This is a genomic window from Geodermatophilus sp. SYSU D00708 (assembly GCF_054050115.1).
The window spans coordinates 118,968-137,067 of the sequence record NZ_JBJGYS010000014.1 but is presented as its reverse complement, the minus strand read 5'-3'; the positions used below and the strand labels follow the sequence as shown (position 1 = coordinate 137,067).

Below are 18,100 nucleotides of genomic sequence, written 5' to 3'. Positions count from 1 at the left end.
GGCCGCCACGCCGTCCCCGTTCAGCGTGTTGGGTTTGCGCGGGTCCCCCCTGGACAGCACCAGGTGGGGGCCGGCGGGGTGCCCGGGAAGCAGCCCGCCGTCCGGACGGCGCAGCGCGAGCGTCCGGACGGCGGGGGCGGCGTCGGCGACCGAGGTGACCTCGAGCAGCAGCCCGCCCGGGGCGACCTCGGCGGCCGGTGGCGCGGCCAGCACGGCCGTCATGCGACCTCCTCGGCGTCGGCCATGAAGCCCAGGTAGCTGCCGGCCCGCCGGGAGACGTGCCAGTAGACGAACAGCCGCCGCCCGCACCCAGTGCAGCCGGTCTCGCCGCCGACCGGCACGTCGGCCTCGGTGGTGGCGCGGCAGTGCGGGCAGAAGACCCGCTTGCGCTCCGTGCCGGTGACCAGCGTCCGCACCTCGGCGTCGAGCAGTCCGCCGTCGAGGGCGACCGCGCGGGCGGCGAGGACGTCGGCCTCGGGCCCGGCGAGCATCAGCCGCCAGCCCACCGTGCTGGCGGCCACCCGCCGGGCGAGCTCCGCGAGCACCGCGGCGTCGGCGGCACCGGTGGTGGTGGCGACGACCGGCGTGCGCGCGGGCACCTGGCCCAGCCACCGCCGGACGGCGTCGACCCCGGCGGCGCCGAAGCCGAACAGGGTCAGCGACCGCGCGGCGGGGTCCACCCCCGGGTCGGCGGCCGGCCAGCGCGGGACGCTGGTGTGCTCGGTCCCCATGCCGGTCAGGGCGCGAACGAGCGCTGGCCGGTGTAGAAGCCCAGCGCCCGGTCGGGGGTCTCGAAGCGGATGCGCGAGCCCTTGGGGAAGAACAGCACGTCCTTCACCCGGGCCACGACCCGCTGCCCGGTGTCGAGGTCGGTGAGGTGGAACTCGCCCTCGACCACCAGCTTCATCTCGTCGTAGGTGTAGTGGTAGTCCAGCGGCTCCCCCGCGAACAGCTCGAAGAAGCCGCCGCAGAGCTCGGCGCCGCCGGGGTTGGCCAGGGCGTCGCCGATGAAGGCCCGGACGTCGGGCACCTCCATGCTGGGCAGCCCCTCCGCGCCGCCCGTGACGTGGCCGATGGCCGGTGCACTCGTGGTCATGTCGCCTCCGCGGGTCGTCCACTGTGGGTGGACCGAAGCTACGGAGGGTGTACGCCGGATGGGTCAACTGTGCGTGACGTTCAGGTCAACCGGGGATTCCCGGCGTCTCACCGGACCTATGCTCGGCCGGTGGAGGTCACCCCGGCCGGCGCCCACGACGAGGCGCCCAGCGGCCATCTCGAGGACGTCATCGCCCTCCGCGTGCGCGAGTTCCGGCTGGCCAAGGGCATCTCCCTGGCCGAGCTGGCCCGGCTCACCGGCATGAGCAAGGCGATGCTCTCCAAGATCGAGAACGCGCAGACCTCCTGCAGCCTCTCCAGCCTGGCCCGCCTCGCCGACGCCCTCGCCGTGCCGGTCACGGCGCTGTTCCGCGGGCTGGACGCGGAGCGGGAGGCGGTGTTCACCCCCGCCGGGCACGGTGCGCAGATCGTGCGGCGCGGCAGCAACGTCGGCCACCTCTACCAGCTGCTGGGGTCACTGCGCGGCGAGCACAAGCGGCTCGAGCCGCTGCTGGTGACCCTCACCGAGGCCAGCGAGGTCTTCCCGCTCTTCCAGCACCCCGGGACCGAGTTCCTGTACATGCTCGAGGGCGTCATGGTCTACGGGCACGGCGAGGCCCGGTACGAGATGCACGCCGGCGACTCGCTGGTGTTCGACGGCGAGGGTCCGCACGGGCCGGCCGCGCTGGTGGAGCTGCCGATCCGGTTCCTGACCGTCACCGGCTACGGGCACGTCACCCCCTAGCAGCCACGGGCATGGCCCGGCCCCTCCGAGGGCACTCTCCGGGGAAGACCCCGGACGACCCGAGGAGGACCCGTGTCCGCACCCACCCGCAGCCGCTGGCGCACCGCCGCGGCGGGCATCGCCCTCGTCGCCGCCTCGTTCACCACCGTCGCGTGCGGCAGTGACGTCGTCGACGACGACGTCCAGCAGAACGTCGAGGAGGGCGTCGACGACGTCGAGCAGGAGGTCGACGACGCCACCGACGGCGAGGACAGCGACGGCTGACCTGCACACCCCGCGTGACCGGCGGTCGCGCGGGGTACCCGCGGCCCGATGAGCACCGACGCGACGACGACCTCGCTCAGCCGGGCGGAGCGCCTGGACCGGCTGCCGTTCACCCGCCAGCACGGCCGGCTCGTGGTCGGCTCCGGGGTGGGCTGGGCCCTGGACGCGATGGACGTCGGCCTCATCTCCTTCGTCATGGCCGCGCTCGCCGTCCAGTGGGAGCTCAGCGCCACCGAGCTGTCCTGGATCGGCTCGATCGGCTTCGTCGGGATGGCCCTGGGCGCCACGCTCGGGGGGCTGCTGGCCGACCGGATCGGCCGGCGACAGGTCTTCGCCCTGACGCTGCTGGTGTTCGGGGTGGCCACCGGAGCTGCCGCGCTGTCCTGGTCGGTGGCGGCCCTGCTGGTGTTCCGCTTCCTCATCGGGCTCGGCCTGGGCGCCGAGCTGCCGGTGGCCTCCACGCTGGTCAGCGAGTACGCGCCGGCACGGGTCCGCGGCCGGGTGGTGGTGCTGCTGGAGGCGTTCTGGGCGGTCGGCTGGCTGCTCGCGGCGCTGATCGGTTACCTCGTCGTCCCGCGGAGCGAGGCCGGGTGGCGGTGGGCGCTCGCCATCGGTGTCGTCCCGGCCGTGTACGCCGTGGTGGTGCGCCGCGGGCTGCCCGAGTCGGTGCGGTTCCTCGAGCTGCGGGGACGGACCGACGAGGCCGAGGCCGCGGTGCGCCGGTTCGAGTCCGCCGCCGGGGTCGCCCCGGTGCCGTCGGCCCCGGCGCGTCCGGTGACGCCACCGGGTCCCGGGGCGCTGTGGGCCCGCGGCACGCGCGGCCGGACGGCGGCGCTGTGGACGGTGTGGTTCGGCATCAACTTCTCCTACTACGGCGCCTTCATCTGGCTGCCCACCCTGTTGGTGGCCTCCGGGTTCTCGCTGGTGCGCTCCTTCGGCTTCACCCTGCTGATCACCCTCGCCCAGCTGCCCGGCTACGCCGCGGCCGCGGTGCTCATCGAGCGGTGGGGACGGCGCCCGACGCTGGTGGTCTTCCTGATCGGCTCCGCCGTCGGCGCGGGCCTGTTCGCGCTGGCCGACGGCGAGACGGCAGTCCTGGTCACCGGCATGGTGCTGTCGTTCTTCAACCTCGGCGCGTGGGGCGCGGTCTACGCGGTGACGCCGGAGGTCTACCCGACGGCGGTGCGCGGGACCGGCGCCGGGGCGGCGGCGGGCTTCGGCCGGATCGCCTCGATCGCCGCGCCGCTGTGCGTGCCCCCGCTGCTGGCCGCCGGCGGCAACCCGCTGGTCTTCGGCACGTTCGCGGCGTGCTTCGTGCTCACCGCGGCAGCCGCCTGGGCACTGCCCGAGCGCCGGGGCCGGGCGCTGGAGGACGACCCCGCCATCCCCTAGTGCAAAGAACTCTTTGCAAAGGTGTCTTTGCACGGCTAGCCTCGGCCGCGTGCCCGAGGACCTCCCGTCGATCCCCGTCGTCGACGTCCGCGACCCGCGCGTCCTGCGAGCCCTCGCCCACCCGCTGCGCGCGACCCTGCTGGGACTGCTGCGCGCCGAGGGGCCGTCGACCGCCTCGAAGCTCGGCCAGCGCCTCGGGGAGAGCAGCGGCGCCACGAGCTACCACCTGCGCCAGCTGGCCTCCTTCGGCCTGGTCGAGGAGGTGCCCGGCGAGGGCACCGGCCGCGAGCGCTGGTGGCGGGCCCTGCACCGCAGCACCCAGTGGCACACCGAGGAGCTCGTCGACCAGCCCGGCGGGCGGGAGGTCGTCGACGAGCTCACCCACCGCTCGCTGAGCCAGCACCGGCGGCTGCTGGCCGCCCACGCCGAGCAGCGCGAGGAACTGCCCGAGATCCTGCGGGACGACGCGTCGCTCAGCGACTGGGCACTGCGCCTCTCCCCCGCCCGCGCCCGGGCGCTCGCCGACGAGTTGAACGCCGTCCTGGAGCGTTGGCGGGCCGAGGAGGAGGAGACCGACCAGCCGCTGGTGCACGTGCTGGTCGACCTGTTCCGGCTGCGCGAGTACCCGGCGTGACCCGGCCGCCCGGCGTCCGCGCCGCCACCCGCCGCTACGTCGGCCTCACCGCGCTGCGCTGGCTCCCCGTCGGGCTCAGCACGCCGGTGACGGTGCTGCTGATGTCCGCGCGCGGCCTCTCCCCCGCCGACATCGGCGTGGTCGTCGCGGTCTACTCCGTGGTCACGCTGGCGCTGGAGCTGCCCACCGGCGGGCTGGCCGACGCGATCGGCCACCGACCGGTGCTGCTCCTCTCCGGGGCGCTCACGGTGGCCGGGCTGCTCACGACCGCGGTCGCCGGCAGCGTGGCGGTCTTCGCCGTCGCCTGGGCCCTCAAGGGGGTGGGCCGCGCGCTGGACTCGGGCCCACTGGAGGCCTGGTACGTCGACACGGTCCGGACCGCCGACCCGGCGGCCGACGTGACGCCGGGGCTGTCCCGGGCGGCGGCCGCCGACGGCGCCGGCCTGTGCCTGGGTGCCGTGCTCGGCGGCGCGCTGCCGCTGCTGGCGGGGTCGGGCAGCCGGGCGCTGACCCTGCCGCTGCTGGTCGCGGCCGGGCTGGCCGCCGTCGCGCTGGTCGCCGTCGCGGTCCTGGTCGTCCCGGTGGCCGCGCCGCGCGCGGGCGGGACGGCGGCGCTGCGGGCCGGGCTGCGTGCTGTGCCCGCGGTCGTGCGGGACACCGCCCGCCTCGTGGTCCGCGACCGGCTGCTGCGGCGGCTGCTCGCCGTCTCGCTGCTGGTCGGCACCGTGCTGACCACCCTCGAGCTCCTCGGCCCGCTGCACGTGGCCGACCTCGTCGGGAGCAGCACGGAGGGGTCGGCGGTCTTCGGCGTCGTCATGGCCGTCTCGTACGCCGCGGCGGGGGCCGGCGCGCTGCTCGCCCCGGCCGCCCGCCGGGGCGCCCGCGGCTCCGTGGCCGTGGCGAGCGGAGCGCTGGCCGTCCTGGGCGCGGCAGCCGTGGCCGCGGTGGCCCTCGCCGGGGACGTCGCGCTCGCCGGGGTGGCCTTCGCCGTCTTCTACCTCACCAACGCCACCGCCTGGCCGCTGTGGAAGGACCTGCTGCACGGGCGGGTCGGCGCCGGGCAGCGGTCGACCACGCTGTCGGCGTCGTCACTGGCGCTGATGGTCGGCGGCCTCGGCGGCAGCCTGCTCGTGCCGCGGCTGGCCGAGGCCGCCGGCGTCCCGGCCGGCTTCTGGGCCGCCGCGGGTGCGGTGCTGCTGATCGCGCTGGTGTCCCTCGGCCTGCGACCCCAGCGCGACCACGGCGCCGTGACCACCGGGAGCGCGTCCCGGGCGGCCACGACGCCGTGATCGTCGCGGGGGTGGGGGTCAGCCGGCGGGCGACTCCGTCCGCGGGCCGGCACCGGCGGCGATCCGCTCGGCCGTGGCGATGACGCTCTCCGGCGTCGACGTCACGCCCGGGGTGTGCGGGCTGCCGTCGAGGTCGTAGGCGACCTCGGCGTGCTCGGCGACGTCGATGCCGCCCACCTCGGCCTCCTTCGTCAGCCGCAGCCCGATCGTCTTCTGGATGGCCAGGGCGATGACCAGCGTGACGACGAAGGAGTAGCCGACCACCGCGATCGCGGCGACCGCCTGCACGCCCAGCAGCTCGAACCCGCCGCCGTAGAGCAGGCCGGCGCGGCCGCTGGGGGCCTCGGCCGAGCCGAAGACCCCGACCAGCAGCGTGCCGATGATGCCGCCGACCAGGTGGACGCCGACCACGTCGAGCGCGTCGTCGTAGCCGAAGCGGTACTTCAGCGAGATGGCCAGCGGGCAGATCGCCCCGGCGATCGCGCCGACCGCGAGCGCGCCCATCGGGGTGACCGCGCCGCAGGACGGCGTGATCGCGACCAGGCCGGCGATGGCGCCGGACATGCCGCCCAGCGTGGTGGCGTGGCCGTCGCGCAGCTTCTCGACCAGCAGCCAGGCCAGGATCGCCGCGCAGGTGGCGTTGAAGGTCGTGAGCATGACCACCGAGGCACTGTTGCCCGCGGCGAGCGCCGAGCCGCCGTTGAAGCCGAACCAGCCGAACCACAGGATGCCGGCGCCGAGCGCCACCATCGGGAGGTTGTTGGGCCGGGCCTGCCGCGGCCAGCCGGTGCGCTTGCCGATCACCAGGACGACGGCCAGCGCGCCGATGCCCGCGTTGATGTGGACGGCGGTGCCGCCGGCGAAGTCGACCGCGGCGAGCTTGTTGGCGATCCAGCCGCCGAGGACGCTGCCGTCGGCGGAGTCGAACGCGAACACCCAGTGCGCGACCGGGAAGTAGACCAGGGTCGCCCACAGCCCGGCGAACAGCAGCCACGGGCCGAAGCGGACCCGATCGGCGACCGCGCCGGCGATGAGCGCCGTGGTGATGACGGCGAACAGCGCCTGGAAGATCGCCACCAGCGCCGGGGGCAGCGCCGCGGACTCGTCCCCGGACACCAGGGAGCCCAGGCCGAGGTACTGGGTGACGTTCCCGAGCAGGCCGGCTCCGCCGTAGGAGTCGCCGAAGACGGCGGAGAAGCCGAACAGCGTCCAGAGCACGCCGACCACGGCGACGGCTCCGAACACCATCATGATCATGTTCAGGATGCCGCGGGAGGACACCATGCCCCCGTAGAAGAGGGCCAGCCCCGGGATCATCAGGGCGACGGCCATCGTGGCGGCGAGGATGAAGGCGGTGCTTCCGACGTCCATGCAGGGCCTCTCGATCGTCTACTCGCGGTGTTCGCGGTTGCGCGTCAGTAGACGTTGCGTCGGTTACCGCCGTGGTCGTCGTCTGTGACGATCGGGTGACGGCGGAACGCGTGGGTCCCGCCTCCGGCCGGCGGCGCCGCCCCGGGCCGCCGGTCGGCACGTTCCCGCGGGAACGCCGTCGAGGTCCCGGCCTTGACCACGTTCCCGCGGGAACGTCCCTGGCCCTGCCGAGGAGCGTGCGCCGTCGACCGACGAGGCGGCGTTGCAGGCAGGCTCATGGCCGTGCCCTGTCCGTGCCCGGTGGTGGCGTCGTCGCAACCGCTGGCACTGGCCCACGTCGCCACCGCCGACCGTTCCGCCCGACGGTCCACCTCGGTTCAGGTGTCGGAACTGCGGCGCGCTGCTGGGAGCCGCGGATCGGTGCGACGTCTGCGGTGCTCACCTGCCGCGGGATGGGTGTCCCTGAACGGCCCGCTCGGGGACACCGTCACCGCTGTCGTCTCCTCCGGGAGGGGGTCGCCCACAGTGCTCGGGCGGCCGATGCAGGGGCAGTTCTTGCAGCCACCGCTCCACCGAGCCCCCGCTTCCAGGTGCTACGGGTGCCTCGTGCCGGACGCCAGCTCCCAGCGCCAGACGGCGCCGACTTCGGGATCGATGAGGTCGGCGGTGCGCCGGAAGCCCAGTCGCCGCAGGACTGCTGTCGAGGGGTTCTCCTCGGCCAGGGTGTGGGCGCACACCAGCGTCACTCCACGGGCGGTGGCGATGTCCAGCCAGCGGCGGGCGGCCTCGGTGGCGTGGCCCCGGCCGCGGTGGGCCGGAGCGATGCTGTAGCCGATCTCGACGGATCCGTCGGTCGGTGGACCGGTGAAGCCGCCGAGGCCGACGACCGTGACCGTCGTGGGGTCGATGATCAGGTAGCTGAACCAGTCGGGGTCCATCCCGTCCCGCAGCGCCTGCACCGTTGCGGGCAGTGCCTCCGGGAAGGCCAGGTAGTCGTCGGCGACCCGGTAGCCGAACGTGCGCGTGAAGGCCTCGGCTCCCTCGAGCAGGACCTCGGCGCGGTCGAGGGTGAGCGGTTCGACGGTTGTGCGTTGCGCTTCCATGACCTCATCCGGTCCCCGTGCCGATGCTTGCGGGCGCGTGCGGCGCATCCCCGTCATCCTCGTCCTGGATGGCCCGGATGGAATCGTGGTGGTGCGCTCTCCCCGGTGACGCCAGGGTCGCTCCGTGCTCGGCGACTGTCGCGTCTGCGCCGCTGGGCCCACGGTCGAAAGAAGCCTGCTCGGGCGCCCGAGCAGGGCAGAGTCGTCACAGAGATCAGACTTCAGCCCGGGCCCATGGGATGGCTGAGATCGTAGGCGGCGGAGAGCTTCGTGGGGACGACCGCGCGCCAAGCGTCGACGACGAGCTCGCGCGCTTCGGTCGGGTCCAACGCAGCAAGGTCGGCATGGACCCAGTTGAAGCGCACATCCGACGCCGCTGGCATCTGGAACTTGTGCGGCTCGCTCAGAACGAGCGACTCCCGCTCCTCCCTGGGGAACGCGAAGCCCATTCCGCGCTCATCCAGGGAGAACGCCACGTAGACGATCTGCTTGACGCGGAACTTCAGTCTGCCTCGTACGTAGACCTGGTACGAGCGCTCCAGTTCAGTGCCCAGCGGCCGAACGTCCTCGATCACGGCCATGTCAGAGCGTCCGTCGTGGTCGGCGGGTCACCTGTCCACACGCCGTCCATGACCGACGACATGGTCTCCTCGGTTGTGTCCATCAGGTCCGCTCCTCCAGCGTCGCGCACACGGGATGGACTGCGACCGCGGGCCGGAGTCATCGGTTGTCGCGGTCACCGGTGTGTAGAGGCGGGTGCCGAGGCCACCCCCTGGGCGAGCCGTCGATGGTGTCTCCAAGCGGCCCACTCCGGGACACCCTCCGGGCCGTCAGCGCGCTTGCGGGTTGCACCGAACGGCCACAGCGAGCATCGCGATGAAGGCCGCAACGGCAACGCAACCGAGGACGAAGGACACGGCGGAGAGCCAGCGGAGGCTCTCCGCCGAGTTCGGCGACACCGCGGAGATCCAATGGGGGATGATGGCGATCGTCCAGGCAGTCATCGTTGCCTCGGACAGCCGCCGGGCACGGATTACCCGAGGGGCGTGCCGTACACCTGGGTCAGACCAGGCTCGCCGTAGGAAGCCGAGCGCGAGCAGTGCGCACACGAACGCGGCCACGCCCGGGACCGCTGCAAGGGGCCGGGCGTCGCTGGCGACGGTGGCTGCAATGAAACCGGCGAAGCAGGCCAACGCCGCCCCACTCAACAGCAGGCCGGTGCGACGCCATGCGCGCAGCGTGGGCAGGCCCACCGGCACGGGTTCCTCATCGGCCCTCACGTGCGAGCCCTCCTACTTGCCCTCCCAGCCCTCTCGACCTCGGCATCTTCGTCACGGCTGGGGATGATCACGTAGGTGAGGGACTGTCTGCGCATCCCGGCGTCCCTGAGGCCGCCTTCGGGGACAGAGCCGGGGGCGAGGCCCCGACCACCACGGGACCGCCCGGGACAGTCCCGGGTACACCCGCCGCCGGGCGGGTAGCCGCCCTGCATGGCTGAACCGTCCCGCGACCACCTCCAGGGCCTGAAGGTCGCCGTCACCGGGGCCAGCGGCAACGTCGGGACCGCGCTGCTGCGCCGGCTCACCGCCCCTTCCAGCGGCGTGGCCGAGATCCGCGGCCTGGCGCGGCGCCAACCGCCGGGCACCCCGCCCTACGACGGCGTGCGCTGGCACCTGGCCGACCTCGGCGAGACGCGCAGCGAGCACGAGCTCACCCCGTTCCTGGACGGCGTCGACGCCGTCGTCCACCTCGCCTGGGCGCTGCAGCCGGGGCGCGAGCCGGAGCGGCTGCGCCGGGTGAACGTCGAGGGCACCCGCCGGGTCGCCCGGGCCGCCGCGGCCGCAGGGGTGCAGCACTTCGTCCACATGTCCTCGCTGGGCGCGTACGCCCCCGGCGCCGGCGGCCGGGAGGTCGCCGAGGACTGGCCCACCACGGGCATCCCCTCGTCGCAGTACAGCCGGGACAAGTCCGAGGCCGAGCGGGTGGTCCGCGAGGTGTTCGGCCGGCGCCCGGAGACCACGCTGACCGTCGTCCGCCCCACGCTGGTCTTGCAGCCGGAGGCCAGCAGCGAGATCGGCCGGTACTTCCTGGGCCCGCTGCTGTTCGGCGCGGCGCGGCTGCTGCCCGGCGCGGTCGCCCGGCTGCTGCCCCTCCCCCTGCCCTCGGTGCGCGTCGGGTTCGTGCACGCCGACGACGTCGCGGACGCCCTCGGCCGGGTGCTCGACCGCCGCGCGCCCGGCCCGTTCAACCTGGCCGCACAGCCGGTGATGGACGCCGACGACATCGCCCGCACCCTGGGCGCCACGCGGGTGCCGGTGCCGGCCGTCGTGCTGCGGGTGGCCCTGACGGCCGCGTTCACCGCGCACCTCGTGCCGACCGAGCCCGGCTGGCTGGACCTGGGCACGCAGGCGCCGGCCCTGGACACCACCCGGGCGCGCCGGCTGCTGGACTGGGCGCCGTTCCACCGGGGCGACGAGGTGCTCGCGCAGTTCGTGGCGGCGATGGGCCGGGGCGAGGGCGCGCCCGGGGCGCTGCTGCACCCCGCTGGCGGCCCCGAGCGCGACCCCGACGGCGACCCGGCCAACGCGCCCGGCCCGCGGGCCAACTAGGAGGTCCTCCCGCCCTCCACCGCTCACGAGCTCGCGGCGGGACCCTGCAGGAGGGCCGAGAGCGGCTCACTCCCTGGGCATGCCCGCGGCGCGGAGCAGCCCGCCGCCGATGATCACCCGCTGCACCTCGCTGGTCCCCTCGTAGAGCCGGTACAGGCGGGCGTCGCGGTAGAACCGCTCGACGGGGGTGGTGCGCAGGTAGCCCAGGCCGCCGTGGACCTGCACCGCCCGGTCGACGGCGCGGCCGACCATCTCGGTGCAGAAGAGCTTGGCCGACGACGGGCCGATCGAGGTGTCCTCACCGGTGTCGTAGCGGACGGCGACGTCGCGGACCATCGCCCGCCCGGCGAGCAGCTCCGCATGGATGTCGGCGAGGTGCGCCTGCACCAGCTGGAACCGGCCGATCGGCGCGCCGCCCTGGCGCGCGGTGGCCGCGTAGGCGACCGACTCGTCGAGCACCCGCTGGGCCATCCCGACGCAGAGCGCTGCGATGTGCAGCCGGCCGCGCGAGAGGACGGTGAGCGCCTTCGAGTAGCCGCGGCCCTCCTCACCGACCAGCGCGCCGGCGGGCACGCGGGCGTCGTCGAAGAAGACCTCGGCGGTCCAGGCGCCGGCCTGCCCCATCTTGCGGTCCTTGGGCCCGACGGTGACCCCGGGCGTGGTGGCGTCGACGACGAAGCTGGAGATCCCGCGACCGCCCCGCTCCTCGGGGTCGCTGCGGGCGAAGACGACGAACAGGTCGGCCAGCGGCGCGTTGGTGATGTACCGCTTGCTGCCGGTGAGCACCCACCCGTCGCCGTCCCTGCGGGCGCTGGTGCGCAGGCCGGACGGGTCCGAGCCGGCCTCGGCCTCGGTCAGGGCGAAGGACCCGATCAGCTCGCCCGACGCCAACCGCGGGAGGTAGGCCTGCTTCTGCTCGGCGCTGCCGAACTTGGCGATCACCTGGCCGGCGATGCCGTTGTTGGTACCGAATAGGGACCGGAACGCGGGCGTGGTGTAGCCGAACTCGAAGGCCAGCTCGACGTCCTCGGCCATGGTGACGCCCAGGCCGCCGTACTCCTCGGGCAGCGCGTAGCCGAACAGGCCCATGTCGGCGATGCGGGCGCGCAGCTCGTCGGGGATGCGGTCCTCGTCCTCGATCCGCTCCTCCAGCGGGACCACGACCTCACGGACCAGGTGCCGGACGGCGTCCACGACCTGCCTGAAGTCCTCGGCGTCCACGCCGGCCATCGTGCCGCCCACCGACCTGGGCCGCTCCGGCGGGTCGCCGCGACACGCCCGGCGCGCAGTGCAGTCACCTGACCACTCCCTGTTGTGGGAACGGGCGGCTCCGCACTAGCGTCGACGGCAGCCCCCCGAAACCGCTTGGGGGCTCGCACCAACCGCCGGAGTGTCCGTGCCGCACCTGCGAGTCGCGCTCGTCCCAGCTCCCGACCAGGTCGTCGTCCGGGTCACCGGCGACGCGGAGACCACCACCGTCGACCGGCTCACCACCGCCCTCCAGGAGGCCGCCGCCCTGGGCACCCGCCGGGTGGTCGTGGACGTGGCCGGCACCCGATTCCGGGACTCCTCGGCCCTGCACGCGCTCACCGTCTTCACCGCCGACCTGGTCCCGGCCGGGCGCCAGTGCCGGGTCGTCGGCGCACCGGCGGCCACCCGGCGGCTCGTGCGGGCCGCCGGGCTCGCCGACCGGCTCGAGCTCGACGGCCCGCTCGCCGGCGAGGACCCGGTGCGGCCGTTCAGGACGGTGGTCCCCGCCGCGCTGCCCGCACCGGTCGGCGTCGCCCCGGCCCGGTCCGCGGTCACCCGCCCGGTGCGGGCGGCGCGGCGGGCCGAGGAGCGGCTGCGCCGGCACCGTCTGCGGCTGGGGACCCTGCGCCGCTGGCGCTGACGGCGCCGATCGGCCGGCGCTCCCCGCGACCACGCGGCGCCCGAGGTCGCGGACGACGTGGCCGCCCCTCCAGGATGGGACCGCCGAGACAGCCAGGAGGTCCGATGGGCGAGATCGTCGTGCTCCGGCACGGACAGACGGAGTGGAGCCTCAGCGGCCAGCACACCAGCGTCACCGACCTCCCCCTGCTGCCCGAGGGCGAGGAGCAGGCGCGGCGGCTGGCCGGCGTCTTCGAGGGCCGCACCTTCGCCGCGGTGTGGGTCAGCCCCCGGCTGCGGGCCCGCCGGACGGCCGAGCTGGCCGGGCTCACCCCCACCGGCACCGACGAGGACCTCGTCGAGCTCGACTACGGCGGCTACGAGGGCCGGACGACGGCGGCGATCAGCGAGGAGCTGGGCCGGCCGTGGTCGATCTGGGTCGACGGCGCGATCGCCGGCGACACCCCCGGCGAGTCGCTGGCCGACGTCGGCAAGCGGGTGGACCGCGTGCTGGAGCGGGCCCGCCCGCTGCTGGCCGACGGCGACGTCATGCTGGTCGCCCACGGGCACGTCCTGCGGATCCTCACCGCGCGCTGGCTCGGCCTGGAGCCGGCCGCCGGCTCGCTGCTGGCCCTGCCGGCCGGCTCGTACGGCGTCCTCGGCCACGAGCACCGCCGTCCGGTCCTCACCGGCTGGGGCCTGCACTGACCACCTCCCTCGTCATGCGAGCGGGGCGGAGGCGTCCTCCCGGGGTGTGACGACGGGTACGGCGGCACACCGCCGCGACACGCGGGGGACAGGGCCCTTCGGACCCCCCGGTTCGCGCCGTCGTGCCCGCGCTCGACGAGGTCGCCGCGCGCACGCTGTGCTCGTGATCACGCGAGGATCACCGGGCGGTCCCGGGAACGGGCCGGCCGGCCGGCCCGCTCCGCGCCGCGCTCGGGGTGACCGGCCGGCCGAACAGCCAGCCCTGCCCGAGGTCGGCACCGAGCTCCTCGACCTCCTCGGCGACCTGCTCGTCCTCCACCCCCTCGGCCACGACCAGCGCACCCAACCGGTGGGCCAGCTCGACCACCGACCGCACCATCGTGCGGGCGCCGTCGTCCGGCAGGGCCTGGACCAGCGCCTTGCCGAGCTTGACCACGTCCGGCCGGACGGTGACCAGCAGTTCCCGGCTCGACCAGCCCGCGGCGACGTCGTCCAGGGCGATCCGCCACCCCAGCGACCGCTGGTGCTCGAGCACCGAGAGCAGGTGCCCGCGATCGGACACCGCCGACACCTCGCCGACCTCGACCACCAGCTGCCCGCGGTCGATGCCGGCGTCGTGCAGCGCCTGCTCGGTGCCGGCGAGGGCCACCTCCGGCCGGTGGACGGAGGCGGGGTGGGAGTTGACGAACAGGTCGGCGTCCCCCAGCCAGGGCGCCGCGCCGGCGATCGCCGTCTCGCGGCCGATGCGGTCCAGCCGGGCCAGCCAGCCGGCGGACTCCGCGACGAAGAACAGGTCCCCGCCGCCGACCTCCCGGCCGTCGACCAGGCCACGCAGCAGCGCCTCGTGGGCGACGACCCGCCGGTCGGCCAGCCGCACGATCGGCTGGTAGGCCGACCACAGCTCGGCCTCGGCGAGCAGCCCGATGTCCGCGGTCACGCCGCGGCGGGCGAGTTCCACGCCGAGCGGGGGTGCGGTCAGCAGCCGGGCGGTGAGCGCGCTCCGCTCCGCCGGGGGGTCGGTCACCACCCGCACCCCGTCGGCCTCGGCGGTGGTCAGCTCGCGGGCCAGCCGCCGGAACAGCCGCTCGATGCCGCGCTCACCCTCCTCGTCGGTGAGGTCGAGGAGGTCCGTCGCCGCCGACACCGACAGCCCGAGCGCCCGCGCGGCGCGGGCCACCGCCGCCAGCAGGTGCTCGTCCGTGCTGCCCAGGAGGACGCGGTTCGCGTGGCCGGGGACGTGCCAGTACTCCCGTCGCCGGGCTCCGGGGAGGGTGCTCGCCACCCCTGCAGGATGACCCAGCGGGCGCGCGCCCCCGCACAGGCGCGCTGGCGTCCCGATCCCGTGCCGGAACCGGATCCTGAACGCACACGTTGCATGCCTGTCGGCCGTCACCAACTTGAATGTCTAAGGTCAACCCCATGGTCGCTCTCCACATGACTGACGCGTCTCGCTCCACCCGGGGTGGCCGTCCCCGGGACCCCAGCCGGGACGGCGTGATCCGGGCGGCCATCCTGCGCCTGCTGGCCGAGGTCGGTTACGGGGCGCTGACGATGGACGCTGTCGCTGCGGAGGCCGGCGTCGGCAAGGCGACGATCTACCGTCGCTGGCGGACCAAGCAGGACCTGGTCGTCGACACGATCTCCGACCTCAACCAGTTCGTCGCCGCCCCGCCCGACACCGGCAGCATCGAGGGCGACCTCCGCGCGATGATGCACGTGGTCGCCGAGGCCACCCAGAGCCCCGCCGGGGCCGCCATCCGGTCGCTGCTGCCGGCCATGCAGTACCAGCCGGCGCTGGTCGAGGCCTTCCGCAACGGTCCACTGGCCGTCTGGCGGCGGGTCTACGCCGACATGTGGGCGCGCGCCGAGGCCCGCGGCGAGGTCGGCCCCGGCCTGGCGCAGTCGGTCACGGCGGAGGCCACCAGCGCGCTCATCGTGCAGCGGTGGCTACTCACCGGCGAGCCGGTGGACGACGAGTACGTCGACCGGGTGCTCGAGGTCGTCGTGATGCCGCTGGTCGAGAACGCGCGGCCGACGGCGTCCTGACTCACCAGCCGAGAGTCCCCGGCTCCCCCTTGAAGGGGCCGGCGACCTCGTCGGTGATCCAGCCGCCGTAGAAGCCGCCGGCCTGGGCGCGGACGGGCTCGCCGTCGACCAGCGCCCGGTCGACGCGGCCCGGGTAGAAGGCGATCGCCCCGCGGAGCAGCGCGTACCGCGGGGCCGGGTCCTCGTAGGACCAACCGACGGCCGCAACCCGGCGGCCGTCGACGACGGCGTCCCAGTAGGTGGCGGCGCCCTTCCACTCGCACAGGGAGGAGCCCGCCGCCCGCTGCAGGACGCCGTCGGCGACGTCCTCGCGGGGGACGTAGTAGACCGGCGGGTGGCTGGTCTCGCAGACCCGCACCGCCCGGTCGGTCGCGGCCAGCACCCGGCCGCCAAGCTCGACCACGATCCGCCGCCCCGTCACCTCGGCCGAGGGCGGGCGGGGGTAGTCCCAGACCGACTCCTGCCCCGGACCGACCGGGTCGGGCCGCGGGCCGCGCACGTCAGCCGTTGCGGTGCCGGACCTTCTGCACGATGACCAGCGTCATCAGCAGGCCGAACCCGCCGACGACGGCCATGCCGGCCGGCGTCTGCAGGAACGACTGGGCGGCGGCCTGCCCCTTGGCCTTGAGGCGCTGCGGGCTGCTCCGGTAGACCAGCTGGTCGAGGGTGGCCGCCAGGGACTCACGGGCGGCGTCGATCTCCAGCTGGATCTGTCGAGGGTCGCGAGGCACGGGCGACAGCCTGCCAGACGGCGCGTGAACCAGCGCGTTCCCGTCGGGCCGGGGCCACCCGCACGGGCGACCCCGCGTGGCCGGGACTGCTCCCCCGCCACCGCCTCCTAGACTCGGCACCCGCGCGGGAGTGGTGTAACGGCAGCCACGCCAGACTTAGGATCTGGTGCCTTCGGGCGTGGGGGTTCGACTCCCCCCTCCCGCACTCAAGGTTGGACCTAGGCGAATGCGCGGCCAGCCGTCCCTACTTCGCTTGCTCCGCAGCGGGCATGCCACTACATAGCCGTGTCCTCTGCGGGGGTAGAGACCGCTGGCCTAAGTGTGAGCCGCCCGGCCAGCATTGCCTTGCGCGCCCTCGGCAGCTTGCTGGCAGATCAGCGCCGCGGAGCTGGTCTTGTGTCCACCGCGCTGCCTGAGCTCGCGAAGGGTGGCGCCCCCTGCGCGTACCAGGTCAGACGGCGTGCCGCAGGTCGTGCCAGTGGTAGTCCGGGATGCCCGCCCGGGAACGCGCGGCCTCCCCGGCCGACCGCACGTGCTCGCACGACAAGGGCCGGCCGTTCGGGGTGCAAGAAGAGCGGCGCGGAGGGCAGCGCGAAGGTGTCGGCCATGTGAATCCGTAGAGCTTCCAGCCCCTCCGGCGGTAGGACGACGGTCCGAGCCGGCCCCGTCTTGGTGCCTTGACGACTGGCCACGCCCTGGTGTGCGTGACGGCGTGCCTGACGAGCAGCACCCCCGTTTCCAGGTCGACGTCCGCCCGACGCAGCGCCAGCAGCTCACCCAGCCTCAGGTGAGCGAGCAGCGTCACCGGCCCGGCGACGGTCGCGTGGCTTAGCAGGCCTCCACAAGTGAGCGGGCATGCTCGTGGCTCATGTAGGGCCGCTCGGGGTTCCTCGTCGTACCGGCCCTGCTGATCTGGCAGGGATTGAACGCCAGTAGCCCATCCCCGAACAGCCGTGCCGAGGACGGAACGCAGCAGTCCATGCGCCTGGCGGGCTCGACTTCCCCGTGCCCTCCGACCCGCCCTTGTACCACCGCAGTACGTCAGCCGGAGTGGCCGAGCCGAGCGGCATCCCGACGAGTCGCGGCTTGATGTGCAGTCACAGGAGGTCGCCGTACAGCACCCGCGTTCGGATAGCGAGGGATGGTAGGCCAGCCACCCGTCGGCGTAGTCACCGAGCGTCTGCCCGCGCAGCTTCGGGTCCGCCCAGGTCCCTCGGTGCAGGGCATGCTCCACGTCGGTCAGTTAGCGGTCTGCCTCCACCTTGGTGGCGAAGGCCTGTTCACCGGCGGGGGCCCGGTTGTCCGGCTCTCGGTAGCGCGCCTGCCCGATAAAGTCGCGTCACGGCTGGCCTACTCGGAAGGAAGCGCCGACCCATCGAGGCTTGGCAGCAGCCCTCTCCCGGAGCCAATGGAAAGGCGGAGATGCTCTTTCGCATGCCCAGGGAGATCTCCGCTTGGTTCTCGCACCTTGACGTTGTACGCCGTAAGGCCTGATGGCTACCGTCCGTGAGTCCTCCCGCAAGAGATGCTCCCGACTTTCCGCTGAGACTTCGATCGATTGTTCGTCGCAACCGCTCGACGGCCGATTCGACGCAGAGCCAAACCATGACGAGCCGCATTCGGACGTCGGAGGCTAAAACGAAGGCTCATCCAGTGAACGCTCGCCGGAAGAGTCTGCGGCCGAGGAAGCCGACGCAGACTCGATCGCCAACAGCGAGTATTTTCGGCTCAACTCTTCTGCGACAGAAGTGAAGTCGATGCAAGGACTCCGCAATCCGGCCCACGTCCCGAAGGGGCAGTTCCGTGATGGTCGCCCCGCTCGAATGCAGTTCAGTCCCACCCGCCATGCGAAGACCATCAGTACCGTCACAAATCAGCTCTTGAAAGGTGAAAGCCGGCCGCGTCTCAGTTGCGATTCCGATGTGCGCATCGGGTAACGGTAGCCACTCGTCAGGGATGTCTGCCGGCCCCACGCGGGCCACCTGGTTGTCGGGGTCATCTTCGGCGAAGTCGGCGAGAGCGACCCAAACCCTAGCAGAAGAATCGACAATCCCTCACGGAGATTGATGGCGCCCCACCTTAAGGCCGAGAATCGCTTCTTGCTCACCATCAGATACAGAAAGGTATGTATCTTCATCCTCGTCGACACACACGGCGATCATCCAGAATGGCAGCTCTGTAGCCGCAGCGAGAAGAGCCGCGGGCCCGTCGTGAAAGGTAGACGTCGAGCATCTCGACGGGCCC

At 73.7% G+C, this 18,100-nt stretch carries 20 protein-coding genes and 1 tRNA gene; 10 read left to right on the top strand and 11 right to left on the bottom strand.

What is annotated here, in order from left to right; translation table 11 throughout:
- The 3 genes from ACI79D_RS13845 to ACI79D_RS13835 all read right to left on the bottom strand — a co-directional run.
- Positions 1 to 222, bottom strand: a 222-nt coding sequence (locus ACI79D_RS13845) for a hypothetical protein (RefSeq protein ID WP_456918999.1), incomplete at its 3' end; no start/stop codon positions are given.
- Complete coding sequence (locus ACI79D_RS13840; RefSeq protein ID WP_456918998.1) at positions 219 to 731, bottom strand: dimethylamine monooxygenase subunit DmmA family protein; 513 nt, start codon at positions 729 to 731, stop codon at positions 219 to 221. The genes ACI79D_RS13840 and ACI79D_RS13845, both read right to left, overlap by 4 nt.
- A 5-nt stretch (positions 732 to 736) precedes the next feature.
- The gene (locus ACI79D_RS13835) at positions 737 to 1,096 is read right to left on the bottom strand and encodes a cupin domain-containing protein (RefSeq protein ID WP_456918997.1); all 360 of its coding nucleotides are present in this window, start codon (positions 1,094 to 1,096) and stop codon (positions 737 to 739) included.
- Positions 1,097 to 1,225: 129 nt separating this feature from the next.
- Between ACI79D_RS13835 and ACI79D_RS13830 the strand changes: the two genes are divergently transcribed.
- From ACI79D_RS13830 to ACI79D_RS13810, 5 genes are all read left to right on the top strand, one after another.
- Positions 1,226 to 1,840 (top strand): helix-turn-helix domain-containing protein, encoded by a 615-nt coding sequence (locus ACI79D_RS13830; protein WP_456918996.1) that lies wholly within the window; start codon positions 1,226 to 1,228, stop codon positions 1,838 to 1,840.
- A gap of 72 nt (positions 1,841 to 1,912) precedes the next feature.
- Positions 1,913 to 2,104 carry a hypothetical protein gene (locus ACI79D_RS13825; protein ID WP_456918995.1) on the top strand — a complete coding sequence of 64 codons (192 nt, stop codon included), beginning with the start codon at positions 1,913 to 1,915 and terminating at the stop codon, positions 2,102 to 2,104.
- A 48-nt stretch (positions 2,105 to 2,152) separates the two neighbouring features.
- Entirely contained in the window at positions 2,153 to 3,496 is a 1,344-nt protein-coding gene (locus ACI79D_RS13820) for an MFS transporter (protein WP_456918994.1), read from the top strand.
- Positions 3,497 to 3,545: 49 nt separating this feature from the next.
- Complete coding sequence (locus tag ACI79D_RS13815) at positions 3,546 to 4,130, top strand: helix-turn-helix domain-containing protein (RefSeq protein ID WP_456918993.1); 585 nt, start codon at positions 3,546 to 3,548, stop codon at positions 4,128 to 4,130.
- Positions 4,127 to 5,419 (top strand): MFS transporter, encoded by a 1,293-nt coding sequence (locus ACI79D_RS13810; RefSeq protein WP_456918992.1) that lies wholly within the window; start codon positions 4,127 to 4,129, stop codon positions 5,417 to 5,419. The genes ACI79D_RS13815 and ACI79D_RS13810 overlap by 4 nt, the downstream gene beginning before the upstream one ends.
- A gap of 18 nt (positions 5,420 to 5,437) precedes the next feature.
- Here the strand turns inward: ACI79D_RS13810 and ACI79D_RS13805 are convergent, their stop codons facing one another.
- From ACI79D_RS13805 to ACI79D_RS13790, 4 genes are all read right to left on the bottom strand, one after another.
- The gene (locus tag ACI79D_RS13805; RefSeq protein ID WP_456918991.1) at positions 5,438 to 6,790 is read right to left on the bottom strand and encodes an ammonium transporter; all 1,353 of its coding nucleotides are present in this window, start codon (positions 6,788 to 6,790) and stop codon (positions 5,438 to 5,440) included.
- A gap of 593 nt (positions 6,791 to 7,383) precedes the next feature.
- Positions 7,384 to 7,893, bottom strand: coding sequence for a GNAT family N-acetyltransferase (locus ACI79D_RS13800; RefSeq protein WP_456918990.1), 510 nt, complete (start codon positions 7,891 to 7,893; stop codon positions 7,384 to 7,386).
- Positions 7,894 to 8,114: 221 nt separating this feature from the next.
- A complete protein-coding gene (locus ACI79D_RS13795; protein ID WP_456918989.1) occupies positions 8,115 to 8,474 on the bottom strand; it encodes an MmcQ/YjbR family DNA-binding protein in 360 nt (119 codons plus the stop codon).
- Between the two features lie 249 nt (positions 8,475 to 8,723).
- On the bottom strand, positions 8,724 to 9,173 hold the full coding sequence (locus ACI79D_RS13790) for a hypothetical protein (RefSeq protein WP_456918988.1): 450 nt from the start codon (positions 9,171 to 9,173) through the stop codon (positions 8,724 to 8,726).
- A gap of 210 nt (positions 9,174 to 9,383) precedes the next feature.
- On the opposite strand from ACI79D_RS13790, the gene ACI79D_RS13785 reads away from it, so the two are divergent.
- Positions 9,384 to 10,502, top strand: coding sequence for an NAD-dependent epimerase/dehydratase family protein (locus tag ACI79D_RS13785; protein ID WP_456918987.1), 1,119 nt, complete (start codon positions 9,384 to 9,386; stop codon positions 10,500 to 10,502).
- 66 nt (positions 10,503 to 10,568) lie between these two features.
- Here ACI79D_RS13785 and ACI79D_RS13780 read toward each other — a convergent pair whose 3' ends face one another.
- Positions 10,569 to 11,732, bottom strand: coding sequence for an acyl-CoA dehydrogenase family protein (locus tag ACI79D_RS13780; protein WP_456919001.1), 1,164 nt, complete (start codon positions 11,730 to 11,732; stop codon positions 10,569 to 10,571).
- A gap of 166 nt (positions 11,733 to 11,898) precedes the next feature.
- Between ACI79D_RS13780 and ACI79D_RS13775 the strand changes: the two genes are divergently transcribed.
- A complete protein-coding gene (locus tag ACI79D_RS13775) occupies positions 11,899 to 12,393 on the top strand; it encodes an STAS domain-containing protein (protein WP_456918986.1) in 495 nt (164 codons plus the stop codon).
- Positions 12,394 to 12,497: 104 nt separating this feature from the next.
- A complete protein-coding gene (locus ACI79D_RS13770) occupies positions 12,498 to 13,079 on the top strand; it encodes a histidine phosphatase family protein (RefSeq protein ID WP_456918985.1) in 582 nt (193 codons plus the stop codon).
- A gap of 178 nt (positions 13,080 to 13,257) precedes the next feature.
- On the opposite strand, the gene ACI79D_RS13765 is transcribed toward ACI79D_RS13770, so the two are convergent.
- A complete protein-coding gene (locus ACI79D_RS13765; RefSeq protein WP_456918984.1) occupies positions 13,258 to 14,361 on the bottom strand; it encodes an EAL domain-containing protein in 1,104 nt (367 codons plus the stop codon).
- 152 nt (positions 14,362 to 14,513) lie between these two features.
- Here ACI79D_RS13765 and ACI79D_RS13760 point away from each other — a divergent pair, with 152 nt between their 5' ends.
- A complete protein-coding gene (locus ACI79D_RS13760) occupies positions 14,514 to 15,125 on the top strand; it encodes a TetR/AcrR family transcriptional regulator (RefSeq protein WP_456918983.1) in 612 nt (203 codons plus the stop codon).
- 1 nt (position 15,126) lies between these two features.
- Here the strand turns inward: ACI79D_RS13760 and ACI79D_RS13755 are convergent, their stop codons facing one another.
- On the bottom strand, positions 15,127 to 15,528 hold the full coding sequence (locus ACI79D_RS13755; RefSeq protein WP_456918982.1) for a DUF427 domain-containing protein: 402 nt from the start codon (positions 15,526 to 15,528) through the stop codon (positions 15,127 to 15,129).
- A gap of 97 nt (positions 15,529 to 15,625) precedes the next feature.
- The gene (locus tag ACI79D_RS13750) at positions 15,626 to 15,856 is read right to left on the bottom strand and encodes a DUF3618 domain-containing protein (RefSeq protein WP_456918981.1); all 231 of its coding nucleotides are present in this window, start codon (positions 15,854 to 15,856) and stop codon (positions 15,626 to 15,628) included.
- 124 nt (positions 15,857 to 15,980) lie between these two features.
- On the opposite strand from ACI79D_RS13750, the gene ACI79D_RS13745 reads away from it, so the two are divergent.
- A tRNA-Leu gene (locus ACI79D_RS13745) sits at positions 15,981 to 16,061 on the top strand.
- Positions 16,062 to 18,100: the final 2,039 nt, after the last annotated feature.

Bases quoted from the DNA above. Each gene is read 5' to 3' on its own strand.
- ACI79D_RS13835 (WP_456918997.1), bottom strand. From the start codon at position 1,096: ATGACCACGAGTGCACCGGCCATCGGCCACGTCACGGGCGGCGCGGAG.
- ACI79D_RS13820 (WP_456918994.1), top strand. From the start codon at position 2,153: ATGAGCACCGACGCGACGACGACCTCGCTCAGCCGGGCGGAGCGCCTG.
- ACI79D_RS13805 (WP_456918991.1), bottom strand. From the start codon at position 6,790: ATGGACGTCGGAAGCACCGCCTTCATCCTCGCCGCCACGATGGCCGTC.
- ACI79D_RS13760 (WP_456918983.1), top strand. From the start codon at position 14,514: ATGACTGACGCGTCTCGCTCCACCCGGGGTGGCCGTCCCCGGGACCCC.
- ACI79D_RS13780 (WP_456919001.1), bottom strand. From the start codon at position 11,732: ATGGCCGGCGTGGACGCCGAGGACTTCAGGCAGGTCGTGGACGCCGTC.
- ACI79D_RS13795 (WP_456918989.1), bottom strand. From the start codon at position 8,474: ATGGCCGTGATCGAGGACGTTCGGCCGCTGGGCACTGAACTGGAGCGC.
- ACI79D_RS13800 (WP_456918990.1), bottom strand. From the start codon at position 7,893: ATGGAAGCGCAACGCACAACCGTCGAACCGCTCACCCTCGACCGCGCC.
- ACI79D_RS13770 (WP_456918985.1), top strand. From the start codon at position 12,498: ATGGGCGAGATCGTCGTGCTCCGGCACGGACAGACGGAGTGGAGCCTC.
- ACI79D_RS13785 (WP_456918987.1), top strand. From the start codon at position 9,384: ATGGCTGAACCGTCCCGCGACCACCTCCAGGGCCTGAAGGTCGCCGTC.
- ACI79D_RS13840 (WP_456918998.1), bottom strand. From the start codon at position 731: ATGGGGACCGAGCACACCAGCGTCCCGCGCTGGCCGGCCGCCGACCCG.